Source organism: Agromyces sp. Y575, assembly GCF_059445445.1.
In genome coordinates this window covers 61,447-78,720 of sequence record NZ_JCAIUI010000002.1, presented here as the reverse complement: position 1 = coordinate 78,720, position 17,274 = coordinate 61,447, and the positions used below count along the sequence as shown (strand labels likewise).

Genomic DNA, 17,274 nt, shown 5'->3' with positions numbered 1-17,274 from the left:
ACGCCAATGCATATATAGCGTCACCATGATGCGCGTACGCTATCGACATGAACCTCGAACAGCTGCGCAGCTTCGTGGAGGTGGCCCGGTTCGGTAACTTCACCCGTGCCGCCGAAGAGCTCTACCTCGCCCAGCCCTCGCTGAGCCGCCAGATCGCCGCGCTCGAACACGATCTCGGCGCCGAGCTGTTCCACCGCGCTCGCGGCGGCAGCACGCTGACGGTCGCGGGCGAATCGCTGCTGCCTCTGGCGCGGCGCATGCTCGCCGACGCTGAATCCGTCAGGCGCGAACTCGCCGAACTCGCGGGCCTCGAGCGCGGCCGGGTGCGGCTCGGCGCGACGCCGACCCTCTGCATCAGCCTCGTCGCCGAGGTGCTCAGCGCGTTCCACGCGGAGCATCCGGCCATCGAGCTGCACCTCTCGGAACAGGGCTCGCGCCGGCTGCTCGACGAACTCGCGAGCGGCGAGCTCGACCTGGCGTTGATCACGACGACGGATGCCTCGTCGGCCGAGCGGTTCACGGTGACTCCGCTGCTCGTGGAAGAACTCGTGGTGGTCTCTTCGGCCGGCGCGCCGCCGGTCACGACTCGCGACACGATCGAACTTGCGGATGTCGCGGCGCTGCCGCAGATCGTCTTCAGCTCGACTTATGACCTGCGCAGCGCGACCGATGCCGCCTTCGCTGCCGCTGATCTCACACCCGACGTCGTGCTCGAGGGGGCGGAGATGGATGCCGTGCTGCGGTTCGTCGAGCGCGGGCTCGGGGTCGCAATCGTGCCGGCGATGGTGCTCATCGATCGCCCGGGACTGCGATCGGTGCGGCTCGCAGGCCCGACGCTCGAGCGCACGATCAGCGTCGCCCGCCCCGCTGACGTGGCGCCGACCACGGCCGTCGAGGTCATGCGGCGCACGATCACCGCGGGCGCCACGGCGTTCGCGGCGCGAGCGGGGGAGACCATGCGGCTCGCGGACCCGAGCGCACGACGCCAGACTTGAGGGCTGGCGATCTCGGACGCTGATCTCATCCACCAGCACCGCGCGGCGGCGACCGTCTCCACGTCAGTCACGAGGATCTCGATGATCGCGGTGTGGTTGTCTGCCGGTTCACGTCAACCCATTCCGCCGAACGGATGCTCTCGATACGCTGGGCGAGCACGCAACGAGAGGAACTCTCATGACGATCAACGATGACGACATCACCCTCGAGCCGGGTGCCGAGGGCGAAGGCACTGCCGATGGGGGCGCCAACCCGAAGGGTCACGATGGTGGCGCCGACGGATCCGCCGCCGAGGGCGAGGGCACTGCCGATGGCGGCGCCAACCCCGGTGGCCACGATGGTGGCGCTGACGGATCCGCGGCTGCGGGCGAGGGTACCGCTGATGGCGGCGCCAACCCCGGTGGCCACGACGGCGGCGCCGACGGTTCCGCGTAGTGACCAGCCCGGAGCGCGGGTCGAAAAGTCGGCCCGCGCTTTCGCGCTGCATCCGTATCTCGGCTGAGGAGTTCGCGGGCCGCTACTGGGGGCGCGAGCCGCTGCTCTCCACGGCCGACGAGCTCGACGCACGCTTCGACGACCTGTTCTCGACTCAGGCCGTCGACGAACTCGTCACGCGGCGCGGCGTGCGCACCCCGTTCATCCGCATGGCGAACGAAGGCTCGGTGCTCGCGGCATCCGACTACACCGCCTCAGGTGGTTTCGGTGCAGAGATCGCCGACCAGGTCTCGAGCGACAAGGTGCTCACCGAGTTCGCGGGCGGCGCGACCATCGTGCTGCAGGGACTGCACCGCCTGTGGCCGCCGATCATCGACTTCACCCGCGCGCTCATCGACGACATCGGCCACCCGGCGCAGGTGAACGCCTACGTCACCCCGCCGTCGTCGCAGGGGTTCGACCCGCACTACGACACCCATGATGTCTTCGTGCTGCAGATTTCGGGCGAGAAGCACTGGCGCATCCACGCGCCGGTGCTCGTCGATCCGCTGCGCACCCAGCCGTGGCAGCAGCACCAGGCAGCCGTCGCCCGGGAGGCCACGCACGAACCCGTGATCGACGCGGTGCTGCGACCGGGCGATGCGCTGTACCTCCCGCGCGGGTGGATCCATTCGGCGACCGCGCTCGGCGAGACATCCGTGCACCTGACCATCGGCATGGCGGCGTACACGCGAGCCGACCTCGCCGACGCGCTGCTGCGTCAGGTCGGCGACAACGCCGAGTTGCGCGCGTCGCTGCCGCTCGGCGTCGACCTGCGCGACCCCGAGGCGCTCGCGCCGATCGTCGAGCAGACGGTGCAGGCACTCGTCGAGACATTGCAGCAGACGGATGCCTCGCGGCCGGCCGCCATTCTCAGTGCACGCTTCGACGCCGAAACCCGCGCGGAGCCGGTCGCGCCGCTCGCGACACTCGAGGCGCTCGCGACGCTCGATGCATCGACCCCGGTGCGGTGGCGCGCGTCGCTTCCCGTGCGCGTCACGACGGTCGACGACCGGGTGCGCATCGTGGCGCGCACGAAGACGCTGTCGCTCCCGGCCGAAGCGGAGCAGGCCGTACGCCGACTCGCCACGGGTGAGGTCGCTACGGCCGGGGAGCTCCCGGGCCTCGACACCGAGAGCGCGGTCGTCGTCGTGCGCAGGCTCGTGCGCGAGGGATTTGTGGTGGCGCCCGCGTGACCCTGGCCGCCGAGCACTGGGCGCCGTGCAGCGATCGCGCGCGAGAGCGGAGCGATCCGCTCGTCGGCACCGGGCCGCGCGGGCTGCGCTGGTTCCTCGTCGAGGTCGCGGCGAGCTGGGGGCAGAACGCCCTGCTCGATGAACCGTTCGATCGCGCGCTCGGCCGTGCGCTCGTGAAACGCATCGAGGGTGACGGCATGCGACCGCTCGCGATCCGGCGCACCGGCCGCCGCGCTGCTCCGCAGACGCAGCGGTGGGCGATCGTCGATTCGCGGCCGGGTCACGAGAGTGTCGTGTGGGGTGAGGTGGCGGATGCCGCGGCCCTCCTCGAGGTGCCGCTCGACGGGTCCACCGGCATCCCGTCGCCCCGGCCCATCTATTGCGTCTGCACCCACGCCCGACACGACCAGTGCTGCGCGGTGCGCGGCCGCCGCGTGGTGACGGCGCTCGCCGAAGCGCGCCCCGACGAGACGTGGGAGTGCTCGCACCTCGGCGGCGACAGGTTCGCCGGCACGATGGTGGTCTTTCCGCACGGGCTCTACTACGGGTATGCCGACGACGGCGACCCGGTGCGCATCGCTGAGGCCTTCGACGACGGTCGCATCGTGCCCGAGCGGTATCGGGGGCGCAGCTCGCTGACGCATCCGGTGCAGGCTGCCCAGCACTTCGCGCGCGAGACCTTCGGCGACGAGCGAATGCAGGCGTATGCGCCGATCGCCGAGGAGGCGGCCGATTCGGGCTGGCGCGTGCGGCTCGAGGGCACTGAGGGCGAGCTCGTGGTGGAGCTGGAGGAGGCCCGCTCCGAACCCCTGCTGTCGACGTGCACCGCCACCCGGTTCGTGCGCGTGCGGCAGTACGCGCTTCGGTCGATCACGACGAGCGCGCCAGAAGTTCGGAGCAAACTCCCGGATTGAGCGCGGCCGCCGGCTCTAAGCTGTTGCCACAGCCTGGGTCGTGAGGGTCCGGGGGGTCGACGAAGACGCCGGCAGCCTCGTTGACCCCACGTACCGGGCAGCTTTCAAGGCAATGCCGCGGCGGCCCCCGACGGTGAGTTCGGCGCCCCGGCTCGCGGGCCCGTACCAGCCCGTGTCGTGGAATCCGCGCTCGACCGCGACGAGCGAACGCTCGCGGCAGTACCGTCGGCGATCGACGACACCATCTCCCACGTCGTCTTCGTCCGCACGCTCGGCAGCACACTCACGGTCGACCTCGACGGGGCGCGAGTCATCGAGTATGACGAACCGCTCCCGCACCTGTTCGGCCAGATCGGCATCCGCACCTCGAATGCCGATCTCCGGATCGAGTCGCTGCGCGTCGCGACCGAATCCACGACGTAGACACCCGGCGACCCGGACGACCCGGATGTTCCGGGAGGGCCTGGCGGTCCGGGATCGGGCGACGATGGAGCCGGCGACCCCGGCAACGGAAGTGGCGATCCCGGGAACGCCGGTTCGCACGATGGGATGGCCGAGACCGGATTCGCGATCGCCCTGCCGCTGGCCATCGGAATCGCGTTGCTCGTGCTCGGCGCCGCCGCATACCTCCTCCGACGGCGTCGGCGGATCGTGCAGCCCGAGGTCGGTTCGGAGCAGTAGCCGAGCGAGCGAGCGGATGCCGCGGCATCCGCTCGCTCGCCTCATCGGTGAGCCGTTCGCACCCGTTCACATGCGGTCACTCTCCGGCGCAAGTCGACCTCGGGGTCACCCGCGGCTTCTTGAACGAGTTCGTGCGGTACCATTTCGGGCACCACGACCCCCATCACGATCCCCGACATGAACCGGCCCACCGCCTGAACGGGCGCGGAATCAGCCGGGCAGATCTTCGGATGCCGCGGCTCGCGCTGCCGCCGCGGCGCGAGCCACCCACTTCGGTGTCTCGCCGTATCGCTGGAAGGACACCAGCAGACCGGCCGCGCTGTCTTCGATGACCTGCCCGAGCCGTCGCTCGCGCGTGGCCTCTTGCTTCGCGGTGAGCACCCAGTGCGTGACCTGGCGCCGGTAGGTCGGAGTTGCGGCCTCCCAGAATGCGGATGCCGCGACATGCGCTGCGAGCCGTGCTGCTGCTTCGGGCGGCAATTCGCGGTCGGGGTTCTCATGGGAGTACACGCCCGATCGGTCTTCGCGTCGCCGCTCGAACGCGGCGACGCCGGCGGGGTGCATGCGCCCCTCGGCCGTGAGCTGCTCGACAAGGGCGATGTTCACGCTCGACCAGATGCTCGTCGGCTTGCGCGGCGTCCAGCGCTGGCGACGCGCATCTTCGTCGATGCGCTGGGCCACCGAGTCGATCCACCCGAAGCACAACGCCTCGGGCACCGCCTGCTCCCAGGTGAGCCCGCGATCGGGCACGTGCCTCTTGTAGAGGCCCATCCACAGTTCGGTCTCGGTGGCGTGGTTGGCCTCGAGCCAGGCGCGGAACTCCTCGGGTGTTGAGAAGAAGACGGCCGGCCGTTCTGGGGTGCCGCCCGGAGCGCCGAGGCTGATGGTCATGGCACGAGTCTGCCAGCAGGCACCGTCAGTGGGTGTCAGGTCAATTCTTCTCGTGCGGGGTTCACGATGCGTGAGTATTCTGAAAGGGCGGGTCGGTGACGCGAATCTCAGTCGAGAGGGCGGCGATCGACCCGGCGGGCGACCAGAGAACCAACGCCCGAACGGAGCGGCTCACCATGTCCTGGGATGACGACACCGACGTCGACGAGTACGGCGAGCGTCGACCGGTTCGAGCGAAGGCCTCGAAGCGGCAGGTCGTCGGCCGTGTGACGGGATATACGGGCCTCGTGGCCGGGGCCATCGCGGTGACGGTCGGTGCGGTCTTCGCGGTGAGCGCCATCGGGCTCGCGGCCAAGCCCGGCGGATTCGCGGCACCCGCGGCGAGCGGCGCGCGCGTGGCGCTGCCTCCCGTGATCACGGCCGAAGAGGGAGACCGCCAGCTCGAGACGACGGAAGAGCCCGCGGCGGTCACGAGCTCGGAGGTCGCACCGATATCTCAGGTCGATCCCGAATGGGCGTCGCAGATCGGCACGGCCACCGGGATTCCGGAGCGCGCCCTTTCGGCGTACGCGCTCGCGCACGTCTCGATCGCCGAAGAGGAGCCGGAGTGCGGGCTCGACTGGACCACGATCGCCGCCATCGGTGCGATCGAATCGGGTCACGGCAGCCATGGAGGGGCGGTCCTCGATGACGACGGCTTCGCCGAGCCCGCGATCATCGGCCCGCCACTCGACGGCAACGGAGTGGCGAAGATCGCCGACACCGACGGCGGGGAGTTCGACGAGGACGTCACGTGGGACCGCGCAGTCGGACCGATGCAGTTCATTCCGTCGACCTGGGCGAAGTGGGGGAGCGATGCGAACGACGACGGCGTCGCGGACCCGAACCAGATCGACGATGCCGCTCAGGCCACGGCGCAGTACCTGTGCGCATCCGGGTCGATGACCAGCGTCGAAGGCTGGCGGGCGGCGGTGTACTCCTACAACCACGACAACGACTACGTCGACGACGTCGCGAAGGTTGCGAACGAGTACGCTGCTGCGGTCGAATAGAGCCGCCGACCTTCGAGACGGCGGCAGTGTCACGCCCGATCGCCTGACGGGAGGCGCCATGATCCAGGTTCGCGTGCTCGGGATCGCTCTCGATGGCAGCCGGCAGCACCTCGTGCTCCTGAAGCCGATGCTCGAGGAGCCGGGTGCGGGCATGGTGCTGCCCATCTGGATCGGCGTGCAGGAAGCGACATCCATTCTCATCGCCATCTCGGGCGAGAAGGCGCCGCGTCCGCTGTCGCACGACCTCATGAAGCTGCTGCTCGACACGTTGGGCGCCACGGTCGAGCGCGTCGACGTGACCCGCATCGAGGACGGCACCTTCTTCGCAGAGATCACCCTCGACTCGACGTCGGGCCCGTACGTCGTCGACGCGCGGCCATCAGACGCGATCGCGCTCGCCGTACGCGCCGAAGCGCCGATCTTCGTCGCCGAGGCGGTGCTGGAGGATGCCGGAATCCCCGCCGAGATGGCCGAGACGGTCGAGACGGCCGAGACGGTCGAGCGGCTCGATGACGAGGCTGATGCGAAACTCGACGAATTCAAGCGGTTCCTCGACGAGGTGGACCCGGAGGATTTCCAGGGCTGAGATCCCGGCACGGAGCAGCGCGAGAAGCGCGAGCGGGTGGCATCCGGCTGCCGAACTCTCGGCAAGAATGGACTGATGACACACGACGAATCAGTTCGGGTTGCGCGGCTCCTCGAGGCCTACGACGAACAATTGCGCACCGATGCCGAGACGCCGAGCGCGATCTCCGTGACCTGCCTCGGCCCGCTGCGCCTGGTCACCTTTGCAGGCGGGCGCGGATTCGTCACCTACCAGAACCTCGATGGTGCAGATGCGGGCGCGATCCGCGGCCTCGTGACCGAGGCGCTGAGCCACTACGAGCCCGACCCCGAGATCAGCCGGGTCGAGTGGAAGACCCGTGGGCACGATCACGCCCCAGGGCTGCACGACGCACTGCTCGAGCATGGTTTCGTCCCCGATGAAACCGAGTCGATCATGATCGGGGAGGCGATCGGGCTGGCCGTCGACGTTTCACTGCCCGAGGGCGTGACGCTGCGCCGAGTCACCGAGGAGTCCGACGTACGCGCGATGAGCGCGATGGCCGACGAGGTCTTCGGCGATCCTGTCTCGGAAGAGATGGCGAATGCCCTGCTGCGCCGGCTCGCGCTCGATGACGGCATGGAACTGTGGGTCGGCGAATTCGAAGGCCAGATCGTGACGACCGGGCGTCTGGAGCCGGTGCCGGGCACCGGTTTCGCCGGTATCTGGGGCGGAGCAACCCGTCAGGAGTGGCGCGGGCGCGGCATCTACCGTGCGTTGACGGCAGCCCGCGCCCGCTCGGCGCTCGCCATGGGAAAGACGCTCATCAACAGCGACTCGACCGAGTTCTCACGTCCGATCCTCGAACGCTCCGGACTCGTCAAGGTGTCGACGACGACGCCGTACCGCTGGACCCGTTGAGGCCCTCCCGACGGCGGCCTCTTGTTGCTACTGGGGTCGGACGTTGTGGTTGGATGCGAAGAGGTTGCCGGGGTCGTACCGACGCTTGATCGCCGCGAGTCGCTGATACGTCTCGGGCGGGTAGATCGCCGCGACATCCGCCTCGGTTGCTGAAGCAAGGAAGTTCGCGTACGCGCCGCGCACGCGAGATCCGAGCCGTTCCCAGATCGCTTCCAGAGCGGGCCGAACGGCCTCGACGACCGGCTCCGGACCGGCAACGGCCGTCACGAACATCAACTCCGCGCGGCGATGCGCATACGCCGTGGCGTCGTCGGGAACTCGGGAGACCGCGCCGCCGACGCTTCGAATGGAGATGGACGGCGACCACTCCGCCGCCGCGATCTCTGCAAGCAACTGCAGCACCTCCGACACGGATTCCCGGTCGACGAATGCGCTTCGAGTGACGAATCGGATGCCGGGCGGTGGCGTCGCGCCGTCCACGAGCGTGTCCGAATACGGCGTCAGTGCGACAGTGTCGTCGATCATCGTGCCGAGTTTGCGAATCGGTTCGATCGCTCGAGCGGCGCGCTCCGGGTCGTCGCTGTCGAACGCGACCTGTATCTCGACGGGTGCTTCGGATCCGCCGGCGAATGGATTGGCAAGACTCGCATGGGAGGTGAGCTCTTCGGGAGCGGTTCGCAGGTAGTCCGCCCATCCCTGCAGGACGATCGCAGCCTCCGATGCCGGGAAGCGGATCCTGCCGTAGAACACAGCCGTCGTCGGATGCGCCTCGAACTCGAAGGCGGTCACGATGCCGAAGTTGCCGCCGCCACCACGAATCGCCCAGAACAGCTCGGGGTTCTCCGTCGCGCTCGCATGCACGAGCTCGCCGTCGGCGGTGACGACATCGACGGCGACCAGGTTGTCCAATGCCAGACCGTACTTCCTGACCTTCCAGCCGATGCCGCCGGTCAAGGTCAATCCGCCGACTCCGACGCTCTTGGTGTCGCCCGAGGAGATCGCCAGACCGTGCGGCGCCAGGGACTTCGCAACGTGACCCCAGGTGGCACCGCCGCCGATCCGAACGTGGTGGCGAACCTCGTCGATGACTTCCACGTTCGCAAGTCCGCCGAGGTCGATCACGATGCCGTCGTCGTTCGTGCTGAAGCCCGGGAATCCGTGGCCGCCTCCTCGCACAGACAACGGGAGGCCTGCACTGGCGGCGAATCTGACGCCCGCTTGCACGTCGCCGACGCCATCGGGCCGCAGTACAACGGCCGGGCTCCCCGGCACGAACATCGAGTGACGCGTCGATTCGTATTCCGATTCGCCTGGTTGAATGAGGTCGCCGACGGACTCACGGCGAAGAGTTTCAAGTGCTGAGCTCATCGGAGCTTCCTTTCATGGCGAGGGCTTCTCCTCGCATTCCTTGATGAACAGGCCGTTGGGACGTGCGTACGGCGTGCTGATGAACATGAGACGCCGCCGATCCGATCCCTGTGACACACTTCGGCTTCATGACCTCCGATGTCACAAAACGGCGTGGCCCGGCGTCTGATGAATGACACGTGAAAGCGAAGAGGAGCACCGATGGCCGAGACGTCCGAGACATCCGAGACCGCCGACGAAGATTTCCCGCGTGGTGTGAGTGCTCACCGGCGTCCAGATCCTGCGACCGAGGTGTTTCTCGCCCACCGCAATCTGCTGTTCACCGTCGCATACGAGATGCTCGGCTCGGCGGACGACGCTGAAGACGTCCTCCAGGAGACGTGGCTGCGCTGGGCAGGCGTCGACCACGACAGCGTGCAGAATCAGCGTGCGTACCTGGTGCGGATCGCCACGCGCCAAGCGCTCAGCAGACTGCGATCACTCGGTCGCCGCAGGGAGACATACATCGGTCAGTGGTTGCCGGAGCCCCTGCTGACCGCGCCCGACGTGGCCGACGACGTCGCGTTGGCCGAGAGCGTCTCGACGGCGATGATGCTCGTGCTGGAGACACTCACCCCGACCGAGCGGGCGGTGTTCGTGCTGCGAGAGGTGTTCGACGTCGAGTACGACGAGATCGCCGGAACCGTGGACAAGAGCCCGGCCGCGGTGCGTCAGATCGCGCACCGGGCGCGGGCGCACGTCGCAGCGCGTCGACCCCGTGTCGTCGTCTCCGCGGCCGAGACCCGAGGCGTACTCGATGCGTTCCAGAAGGCGATCGAGACCGGCGAGTTGCGGGGTCTCCTCGACATCCTCGCCCCGGATGTCGTGCTTGTGGGCGACGGCGGGGGAGTCGTGCAGGCCTCCCTCTCGCCCATTGTCGGCGTCGACGGAGTCCTGTCCGTCATGGGGAGGATTTCGGCCGCAGCGTCGCTGCAACAGGCGCAGGTCAACGGCCGGCCGGCGCTGATCATCCGACTCGCCGGCGAGATCGACACCGTCATCACGCTCCACATCGAAGACTCCCGCGTCGTCGGGCTCTACGCGGTGCGCAATCCCGAGAAGCTGTCCCGTCTCGACGAGGAGACCGCGCTGCGCCGCTGAGTGCACGCCGGGTCGAATGGACCTGACCTCGAGTGGAATCTCACAAGCGGCCGTGACGGCGGCTCACCATCGGTTCCTGACGTCTTCGGCCCACCCGAGCAGGCCGCTCACCTCGAGTGGCCCTGCAACCGTGGGCACTGTGCCGCTGTAGTGCCCGAAGCACTGGTGGCCGGCGGTGGAGAGGATGCCGAGCTTCGTCGAGCTCACATGATCCCAGAACGGCGTGAAGGTCAGATCGAGGTTCGTGCCGCGGATGCGCCACGGGCGCAGCCAGTCGTGCTCGTCGTAGATCCAGTCGAGTTCTTCGCTGATCTTGTGGAGGCGCCCGTCGAGCACCGTGGCGTTCTCGGTGATTCCGGTGCCATCGGTCCAGCGGCCGCCGAGCTGAAGCCCGACGGTTCGTCCGTCGACGGTGCCCGATGCGGCACCCCAGTTCCAGTGCACGCGATACGGCCAGCGACCCCGACCGTGGTCGACGACGGCCCAGCTCTCACCGGCGGGCAGCGCGATGGTCTCGCCCTTCACTGTGAGCGTGCCGCTCGCCGGGCGGGCGACGTCTTTCACCGTGTACTGGAAGCGGCGCCGTGACCACGGCACGACGAGGGCGAGCCGCTCGTGTCCGGGTGGCAGGGCGGCGAGGATCTCGAACGAGACATCCGCGGTCTCGCCGCTGAGCAGTGTGCCTTCGGCGGTCTCTTCGATGTCGATGCGGAGCCCGCGGGCTCGGGCGTGGGCGGAGCCCGAAGCGAAGGTTGCGGGAAGGTCGGCACCGCGACCGAACGGAACCACGGCACCGCGTTCGATCGTCTCGCCTGTGCGCCGGTCGTGCACCATGATCGAGGGCACGGCCGCGTAGTCGAGAGACGACACGGTTGCGGCGATCAGGTGAGTGGGCGAAGTCACCGCCCAGTACTCCCAGCGCTTGTTCCGACCCCACCCCGACCGGCCACCGATGCCGGCGGTGTCGTGCAGCGGCGTGCGGGTCCAGCCGACTGCGCGTGGGTTGAGGTCGCCGTTCGGCAGGCAGAGGGCGACGGGATCGGTCAACTCGGTTTCATCGATCGGCTTGCTCATAGTCGGGCTCCTGTTCCTTGAGTCTTGCGCACTGCGCGGGAGCGGAGCGTCGTGAAGACCGGCACCAGGACGAGCACCGCGGCCGCGGCCAGGAAGATGCCCGAGCCGGGAACCGGCCGGACCTGCCCGAGCTCGACGAAGGTCTCGCCGCCTCCGAGAATGGCGGCGGCGCCGATGAACGGGCCGATCACCATGGGCACCATCACGCCCAGCAGCATCCGCAGGCCTTGCACGGAGCCTGCCCGCCCTGGCGGCGTTGCGTCGCGGGTGAGGGCTGAGACGGCGGCGAAGGACGCCATCATTCCCGCCATCATGATCGTGGCTGCGATCGCCACCGCGACGAAGTCGCGAGCGAGCCACGTCGCCACGAGCCCTGCCGCGAAGAACACGACCGCCGGGATGAGGAACCGCTCTTTGCCGATTCGATCCATCACCCTGCCGCCGATGACGCTGAGCACGGAAGCGGCGATGAGCACGATGCCGAGGAGGAGCGCGTAGTCGTCGATCTGGAGGGTGCGCTGGATGTAGATGATGATGTACGGCAGGAACACCTGCGAGCTGATGCCGATGACCGCCCACACCGCGAGCGTGAGGTACAGCACCGGCTCTGCGCGGATGACCGACGGGCGCAGTCCGCGAATCGTGGCGGCGAGAAGGCCTTCGGTGTGACGGATGTCGCTGGGCTTGTCTCGCACGAGGAACCAGGAGGCCACGCCGACGACCAAGGTGACGGCGCCGACGATTCCGAAGAACAGCTTCCAGTCGCCGTTCCGGGTGAGGCCGTCGAGGGCGCCGAACACGAGCAGCATCGCGATCAGCGGCATGATGGCGAGGACGCCGTCGACCCGCCCTCGGTTCGCCGGCTTGGTCGTGTCCGTGACCCAGGCGTTGAATGCGGCGTCGTTCGCCGTCGAGCCGATCGCACTCATCACGCAGTCCAGTACGATGACGCCGACGAGCGCGGCCAGCGCAACGGCCGGGGCGGCTTCGGCGCCCTCGGGCACCCCGACGAAGCCGAACGCCATCGTGCACAGGCCCCAGAGCACGTAGCCCCCGGCGATGAGTGAGCGCCGCTTTCCACGACGATCCGACCAGGCCCCTGCGACCAGTGTCGCGATCGTCGCGGCCACCGCGCTCAGGGCGACCATGACGGCGATCGCCGTCGGGTCGGAGGTGATGGTGTCGTAGACGAACACGTTCAGGTACAGGTTCTCGACGGTCCACGCGAGCTGACCGGCGAGCCCGACGGTCACGACCGCGACCCAGTTGCGCGGGCCGAACCGAGTCGACCTCTCGAGCAGCGCGGCCGGTCCGGGGGAGGTGCCTGCAGTAGACGGAGCGTTCGCGGCATCGCCGACGGAGCGCGGATCTCGGGTCACTACGTCCTCGCCATTTCCACGTTGAAACCACTGACGCTCGACTCTAACGTGACACGTAGACCGTGTAAAGTTGCCCGCATTTCAACGTTGCAAGTGAGGAACGCCTTGGTCATTCGCGCCCGTCAAGACCCTGCGGTCTCCACCGACCGCCGCACACCGTGGGCGGCCGCCCTCGACCGCACCCGCCCGCTCCCCGAATACCCCCGGCCCCAGCTTGTTCGCGACAGCTATCTCAACCTCAACGGGGTCTGGCGATACGCGATGACGGATGGCGCTGCGCCGAGCGTGTGGGACGGCGACATCGTCGTGCCGTTCTCTCCGGAGGCGGCGCTCTCCGAAGTGGGTCGGCGGCTGCTGCCCGGCCAGACGCTCTGGTATCGCCGAGAGCTCGCGCTGCCCGACGGGTTCAGCGGCGGGGCCGACGAGCGACTGCTGCTGCACTTCGGGGCCGTGGACCAGGACTGCGAGGTGTTCGTCGACGATATGCCGGTCGGTACGAACAGCGGTGGATACTGGCCGTTCGCAATCGACGTGACGGAGCACCTTGGCGACGGGCAGGCCCACGTGCTGACCGTCGCGGTCACCGATGAGACCGACGCCGGGTTCCGTTCACGGGGAAAGCAATCCCTGAAGCCCGGGGGCATCTGGTACACCCCGCAGTCGGGCATCTGGCAGACGGTGTGGTTGGAGGCGGTCCCGGCGGTGCACGTGCAGCGCCTCGACATCCGGCCGCTGCTCGAGGAGCGGGTCGTCGAAGTGACCGTGCATGCGAACGCCGGTGCGGAGGCGGTGGTCGGGGTCTTCGCCGGCGACGTTCATGTGGGGGAGGCGCGCGGCCCCGCAGGCACGCCGCTGCGGATTCCGATCCCGGATATTCGCCCATGGAGCCCCGAAGACCCGTTCCTGTACGACCTCGCGATCTTGCTCGATGCCGATGAGGTCACGAGCTACTTCGGGATGCGCTCGTTCGGGGTCGGTCCCGACCGAGCTGGTGTACCGCGACTGCTCCTGAACGGGGAGCCGTACTTCCAAGCGGGAGTGCTCGACCAGGGGTACTGGCCCGACGGGCTGTACACCGCGCCGTCCGACGAGGCGTTGGTGCACGACATCCGCTCGATGAAGGAGCTCGGTTTCACGATGCTCCGCAAGCACATCAAGGTGGAGCCGCTCCGCTGGTACCACCATTGCGATCGGCTCGGCATGCTGGTCTGGCAGGACATGGTCAACGGCGGACGGGCGTACAACCCGCTGGTGATCACGGCCCCGGTGCTGACGCCGGTGCGACTGAACGATCGGCGGCACCGAGCCTTCGGACGACAGGATGCCGCGGGCCGGGCGGAGTTCGGCCGGCAACTCGAGCAGACGGTGCAACTGCTGCAGAGCGCGACGAGTATCGCATGCTGGGTGCCGTTCAACGAGGGCTGGGGGCAGTTCGACGCGCTCGACGCGGTCGAGCGGATTCGGGAGCTGGATCCGCACCGGGTGATCGACCATGCAAGCGGCTGGCACGATCAGGGCGGTGGCGATGTGCGCAGCCTGCACGTGTACTTTCGCCCGATTCGTCCCGCGCGGAACTGGGCGAAGGATGGACGGGCCGTTGTCGTGTCGGAGTACGGCGGCTACAGCCTCCGGCTCGACGGTCACGAGTTCAGCCGGCGCGAGTTCGGATACCGCAAGATGAGCACGAGGGAAGCATTCACCGCGGCGTTCGAGACGCTGCACCGTGACGAAGTGGGGCCGGCCATCGGGCGCGGCATCTCAGCGATCGTCTACACGCAGCTGTCCGACGTCGAAGACGAGCTCAACGGTCTGCTCACGGCGGACCGCTCGGTCGTGAAGGCCGAGGCGGCGCGCGTACGGGCCGTTCTGCGCGAGTTGCGCGACGAGTTCGACCGTCAGACCCGCGCCACGACCGCCGATTCGCCGGCCACCGAGTCTTCCGGCGACGGGCGCGCGCCGTAGTGCGGGAGGGCTTCTGATCAGGGTCGCGTATCGCTCGAGGCACGTCGCACGAGCGAATACGGAGCGGTGTACGACGCCGGCGCGGCTTCGGGCTGATCGAGCCTTCGAAGGAGCGCAACGACTGCGAGGCGGGCGATCTCGTTGAGGTCGGGTGCGATCGTGGTGAGCGATGGCGCAGCGTATGCGGCTTCGGCGGTATTGTCCCAGCCCACCACCGCGATCTGGTCGGGCACGCCGATGCTGGCCTCGCGAAATGCGCGGAGGGCTCCGATCGCAAGCAGGTCGTTGGCGCAGACGAGTCCGTCGATCTCCGACAGGTGCGGGATGAGTTCTTTCGTGCGCTCGTATCCCTCTTCGCGGGAGTAGTCGCCATCGGGGTGGAGCTGGTCCCACCTCGAGACCTCGATGATGTGCGTGGGATCGACGGTCAGCGAATGCGTTTCGAGCGCCAGCTCGAAACCGCGGATTCGCAGGTCGGCGGGTGCCGCGCCGATCGTGCCGGCAGGCACCTTGCCGAGGAACGCGAGTCGACGCCGGCCCGCGTCGATGAGGCAGGTGGTGGCGTCGTAGCTGGACTGCACGTTGTCGACCACGACACTGTCGATCTCGGCGCTCCGGAAGCGCTCGCCGAGGAGCACGAGCGGCGTTTCGCCCCGTTCGGCCTCGAACCGCTTCAGGTCGATGGAGAGCGGACTGAAGAGGATTCCATCGGTCAGGATCGTGCGGAAGCCCGACGCGACGCGAAGCTCCCGTTCGAGCAGTCCTCGCGTCTCGTCGATGACGACGTCGTAGTCGAAACTCTCGGCCTCAGCGACCACCGCGTGAGCCAACTGCGCGAAGTACGGATGCGAGATGAACGGCACCGAGAAGGTGAGCAGCTTGCTTCTGCCGCTTCGAAGTTGCCGCCCCGCGAGTTGGGGGCGATACCCCAGCTCTCGGATCGCCGCTTCCACTTTCGTTCTCGTGGTGTCGCTGATGTATTTGTGCCCGTTGACGACGTTCGAGACGGTGCGATACGAGACGCCGGCGACCGCCGCGACGTCTTTGAGCGTCGGCAGGCCGGCCCTCTTCGGGGTGGGGATTTCAGGAGTCCGTTCCACGATCACATCGTAGTGACCCATGTTGCAACGTTGACAGAAGCGATTGTTTCAACGTTGCAATATCCCGTTCCGTCTGCTTGAGTGTGTCTGCGGCCGCCGCCGGGCGAGAACCCGACGTCGCGAAGTCGAGGAACATCCGATGCGCACCACACTCGGACGCTCCGCACGAGTCGCCGCGCATCCATTCAATGACGAGGAGATGAAGAGCATGGCTCAGACAGATCGGAGGCGTCCGCGGAAGCGCGCGACGTTCCTCGCAGGAGTGACTCTCATGTCGATGCTTGCCTTGACGGCATGCAGCGGATCGGGCGAGGCGGCGACGACGGACGGTGGCGGCGTCGGCACCGCCGACGAGCACGTCGAGATCACGATGATGTCGAATGACGCATTCGCCCAGCAGTGGCAGGAGCAGCTCGTACCGGAGTTCAACAAGGAGTACCCGTACATCGACGTCACGATCGACTCGATCCCGTACACCGAGCTGCTCGCCAAGGGCCTGCTGAACGGCACGGACACGGATCCCGAGTACGACCTGATCACGCTGGACGACCCGTGGACGCCGCAGCTCGCCGAGGCGGGCGTGCTCTACGAGCTGAAGGATGACGCCGACCAGTGGACTGATGCCGAGTACGACTGGGACGACTTCAACTCCGCACCCCTCGCCTCGAGCGAGTGGGAGGGCAACCAGTACGGGGTGCCGCTCCGCTCCAACATGCTCCTCATGATCTACAACAAGGACCTGTACGCGCAAGCCGGTCTCGATGCGCCCACCCCGGAGCTCACGTGGGACGAGTACATGGAGCAGGCTCCCGAGCTCGTGCAGGACACGGACGGCGACGGCAAGGACGATTCGTGGGCGGTCGGCCTCACCTGGGTGCGCGGCGTGCTCTCGCCCCCCTTCTGGCAGGCCGCGCTCAACGCGGACGCGGGAAGCCTCTTCGACGATGAGCTCGATCCCACCTTCGATACGAAGGACGGAGAAGAGGCGCTGCAGATGCAGGTGGACCTGCTCGAATACGCACCCCCGGGAGCCAACACCTACAACTACACCGAACCCCTCGACGCGTTCCGCCAGGGCAAGGTCGCCAGCATCTTCACGTGGGGCAGTGCCTTCAAGAGCGCGGCCGTCGACCCTGAGGTCACCACGCTCACCCCGGACCAGGTCGGCATCCAGACGATGCCCGTCGGCGACGCGAGCGCGAGCACGCACCGCGGCATCTGGAGCGGGTCGGTCTTCAAGAACTCGAAGAGCCCCGAAGCCGCCTGGACGTTCCTGCAGTGGATGAGCTCCAAGGAGGGCGAAGTGTGGACCACCAACGCCCTCGGCTCCTTCCCCGCTCGCAAGTCGACGCTCGCCGCCACCCCGACCGAGGAGTGGCTGGTTCCGGTGTTGAGCACGCTCCAGGAGGCGTACGACGTCGCCGCCGAGGGCGAGATGTGGCGACCGCGCACTCCCGAGTCGAACGCGATCCAGGAGATCCTGGCCGATCAGACGAGCGCAGCAGTCGAGGGGCAACTGTCACCTGCGGAGGCGCTCGAAAAGGCGAGCACGCAGATCGACGAACTGCTGCAGAAGTAGACG

The 17,274-nt window shown here is 67.9% G+C and carries 17 protein-coding genes; 12 read left to right on the top strand and 5 right to left on the bottom strand.

Annotated features, from left to right (window positions below; all coding sequences use genetic code 11):
* Window positions 1-47: 47 nt before the first annotated feature.
* The 6 genes from AC1C2U_RS06535 to AC1C2U_RS06510 all read left to right on the top strand — a co-directional run bounded on the left by AC1C2U_RS06535 (window position 48) and on the right by AC1C2U_RS06510 (window position 4,261).
* On the top strand, window positions 48-995 hold the full coding sequence (locus AC1C2U_RS06535) for a LysR family transcriptional regulator (RefSeq protein ID WP_495360928.1): 948 nt from the start codon (window positions 48-50) through the stop codon (window positions 993-995).
* 178 nt (window positions 996-1,173) lie between these two features.
* Entirely contained in the window at window positions 1,174-1,431 is a 258-nt protein-coding gene (locus AC1C2U_RS06530; RefSeq protein ID WP_495351342.1) for a BatC protein, read from the top strand.
* On the top strand, window positions 1,431-2,666 hold the full coding sequence (locus AC1C2U_RS06525; RefSeq protein ID WP_495360927.1) for a cupin domain-containing protein: 1,236 nt from the start codon (window positions 1,431-1,433) through the stop codon (window positions 2,664-2,666). Before AC1C2U_RS06530 ends, AC1C2U_RS06525 begins: the two co-directional genes overlap by 1 nt.
* Window positions 2,663-3,580: a ferredoxin family protein gene (locus AC1C2U_RS06520; RefSeq protein WP_495360926.1), complete on the top strand. Its 918-nt coding sequence runs from the start codon at window positions 2,663-2,665 to the stop codon at window positions 3,578-3,580. Before AC1C2U_RS06525 ends, AC1C2U_RS06520 begins: the two co-directional genes overlap by 4 nt.
* Before the next feature lie 177 nt (window positions 3,581-3,757).
* The gene (locus tag AC1C2U_RS06515; RefSeq protein ID WP_495360925.1) at window positions 3,758-4,003 is read left to right on the top strand and encodes a hypothetical protein; all 246 of its coding nucleotides are present in this window, start codon (window positions 3,758-3,760) and stop codon (window positions 4,001-4,003) included.
* Window positions 4,004-4,129: 126 nt separating this feature from the next.
* Entirely contained in the window at window positions 4,130-4,261 is a 132-nt protein-coding gene (locus tag AC1C2U_RS06510) for an LPXTG cell wall anchor domain-containing protein (RefSeq protein ID WP_495360924.1), read from the top strand.
* 210 nt (window positions 4,262-4,471) lie between these two features.
* Here the strand turns inward: AC1C2U_RS06510 and AC1C2U_RS06505 are convergent, their stop codons facing one another.
* Entirely contained in the window at window positions 4,472-5,152 is a 681-nt protein-coding gene (locus tag AC1C2U_RS06505) for a YdeI/OmpD-associated family protein (protein ID WP_495360923.1), read from the bottom strand.
* A 176-nt stretch (window positions 5,153-5,328) separates the two neighbouring features.
* Here AC1C2U_RS06505 and AC1C2U_RS06500 point away from each other — a divergent pair, with 176 nt between their 5' ends.
* From AC1C2U_RS06500 to AC1C2U_RS06490, 3 genes are all read left to right on the top strand, one after another.
* The gene (locus AC1C2U_RS06500) at window positions 5,329-6,204 is read left to right on the top strand and encodes a lytic transglycosylase domain-containing protein (protein ID WP_495360922.1); all 876 of its coding nucleotides are present in this window, start codon (window positions 5,329-5,331) and stop codon (window positions 6,202-6,204) included.
* 58 nt (window positions 6,205-6,262) lie between these two features.
* Entirely contained in the window at window positions 6,263-6,790 is a 528-nt protein-coding gene (locus AC1C2U_RS06495) for a bifunctional nuclease family protein (RefSeq protein WP_495360921.1), read from the top strand.
* Between the two features lie 75 nt (window positions 6,791-6,865).
* Window positions 6,866-7,669 carry a GNAT family N-acetyltransferase gene (locus AC1C2U_RS06490; protein ID WP_495360920.1) on the top strand — a complete coding sequence of 268 codons (804 nt, stop codon included), beginning with the start codon at window positions 6,866-6,868 and terminating at the stop codon, window positions 7,667-7,669.
* 27 nt (window positions 7,670-7,696) lie between these two features.
* Here the strand turns inward: AC1C2U_RS06490 and AC1C2U_RS06485 are convergent, their stop codons facing one another.
* Window positions 7,697-9,037 carry an FAD-binding oxidoreductase gene (locus AC1C2U_RS06485; RefSeq protein WP_495360919.1) on the bottom strand — a complete coding sequence of 447 codons (1,341 nt, stop codon included), beginning with the start codon at window positions 9,035-9,037 and terminating at the stop codon, window positions 7,697-7,699.
* Window positions 9,038-9,238: 201 nt separating this feature from the next.
* On the opposite strand from AC1C2U_RS06485, the gene AC1C2U_RS06480 reads away from it, so the two are divergent.
* Window positions 9,239-10,177 (top strand): RNA polymerase sigma-70 factor, encoded by a 939-nt coding sequence (locus AC1C2U_RS06480; protein ID WP_495360918.1) that lies wholly within the window; start codon window positions 9,239-9,241, stop codon window positions 10,175-10,177.
* Between the two features lie 63 nt (window positions 10,178-10,240).
* Here AC1C2U_RS06480 and AC1C2U_RS06475 read toward each other — a convergent pair whose 3' ends face one another.
* Both AC1C2U_RS06475 and AC1C2U_RS06470 read right to left on the bottom strand, forming a co-directional pair.
* The gene (locus AC1C2U_RS06475) at window positions 10,241-11,251 is read right to left on the bottom strand and encodes a DUF2804 domain-containing protein (RefSeq protein WP_495360917.1); all 1,011 of its coding nucleotides are present in this window, start codon (window positions 11,249-11,251) and stop codon (window positions 10,241-10,243) included.
* A complete protein-coding gene (locus AC1C2U_RS06470) occupies window positions 11,248-12,630 on the bottom strand; it encodes an MFS transporter (RefSeq protein ID WP_495360916.1) in 1,383 nt (460 codons plus the stop codon). Before AC1C2U_RS06470 ends, AC1C2U_RS06475 begins: the two co-directional genes overlap by 4 nt.
* Before the next feature lie 105 nt (window positions 12,631-12,735).
* On the opposite strand from AC1C2U_RS06470, the gene AC1C2U_RS06465 reads away from it, so the two are divergent.
* Window positions 12,736-14,592: a glycoside hydrolase family 2 protein gene (locus tag AC1C2U_RS06465; RefSeq protein ID WP_495360915.1), complete on the top strand. Its 1,857-nt coding sequence runs from the start codon at window positions 12,736-12,738 to the stop codon at window positions 14,590-14,592.
* 17 nt (window positions 14,593-14,609) lie between these two features.
* On the opposite strand, the gene AC1C2U_RS06460 is transcribed toward AC1C2U_RS06465, so the two are convergent.
* The gene (locus AC1C2U_RS06460; RefSeq protein ID WP_495360914.1) at window positions 14,610-15,713 is read right to left on the bottom strand and encodes a LacI family DNA-binding transcriptional regulator; all 1,104 of its coding nucleotides are present in this window, start codon (window positions 15,711-15,713) and stop codon (window positions 14,610-14,612) included.
* Window positions 15,714-15,963: 250 nt separating this feature from the next.
* On the opposite strand from AC1C2U_RS06460, the gene AC1C2U_RS06455 reads away from it, so the two are divergent.
* Window positions 15,964-17,271 (top strand): ABC transporter substrate-binding protein, encoded by a 1,308-nt coding sequence (locus AC1C2U_RS06455; protein ID WP_495360913.1) that lies wholly within the window; start codon window positions 15,964-15,966, stop codon window positions 17,269-17,271.
* The last annotated feature ends 3 nt before the right edge of the window (window positions 17,272-17,274 follow it).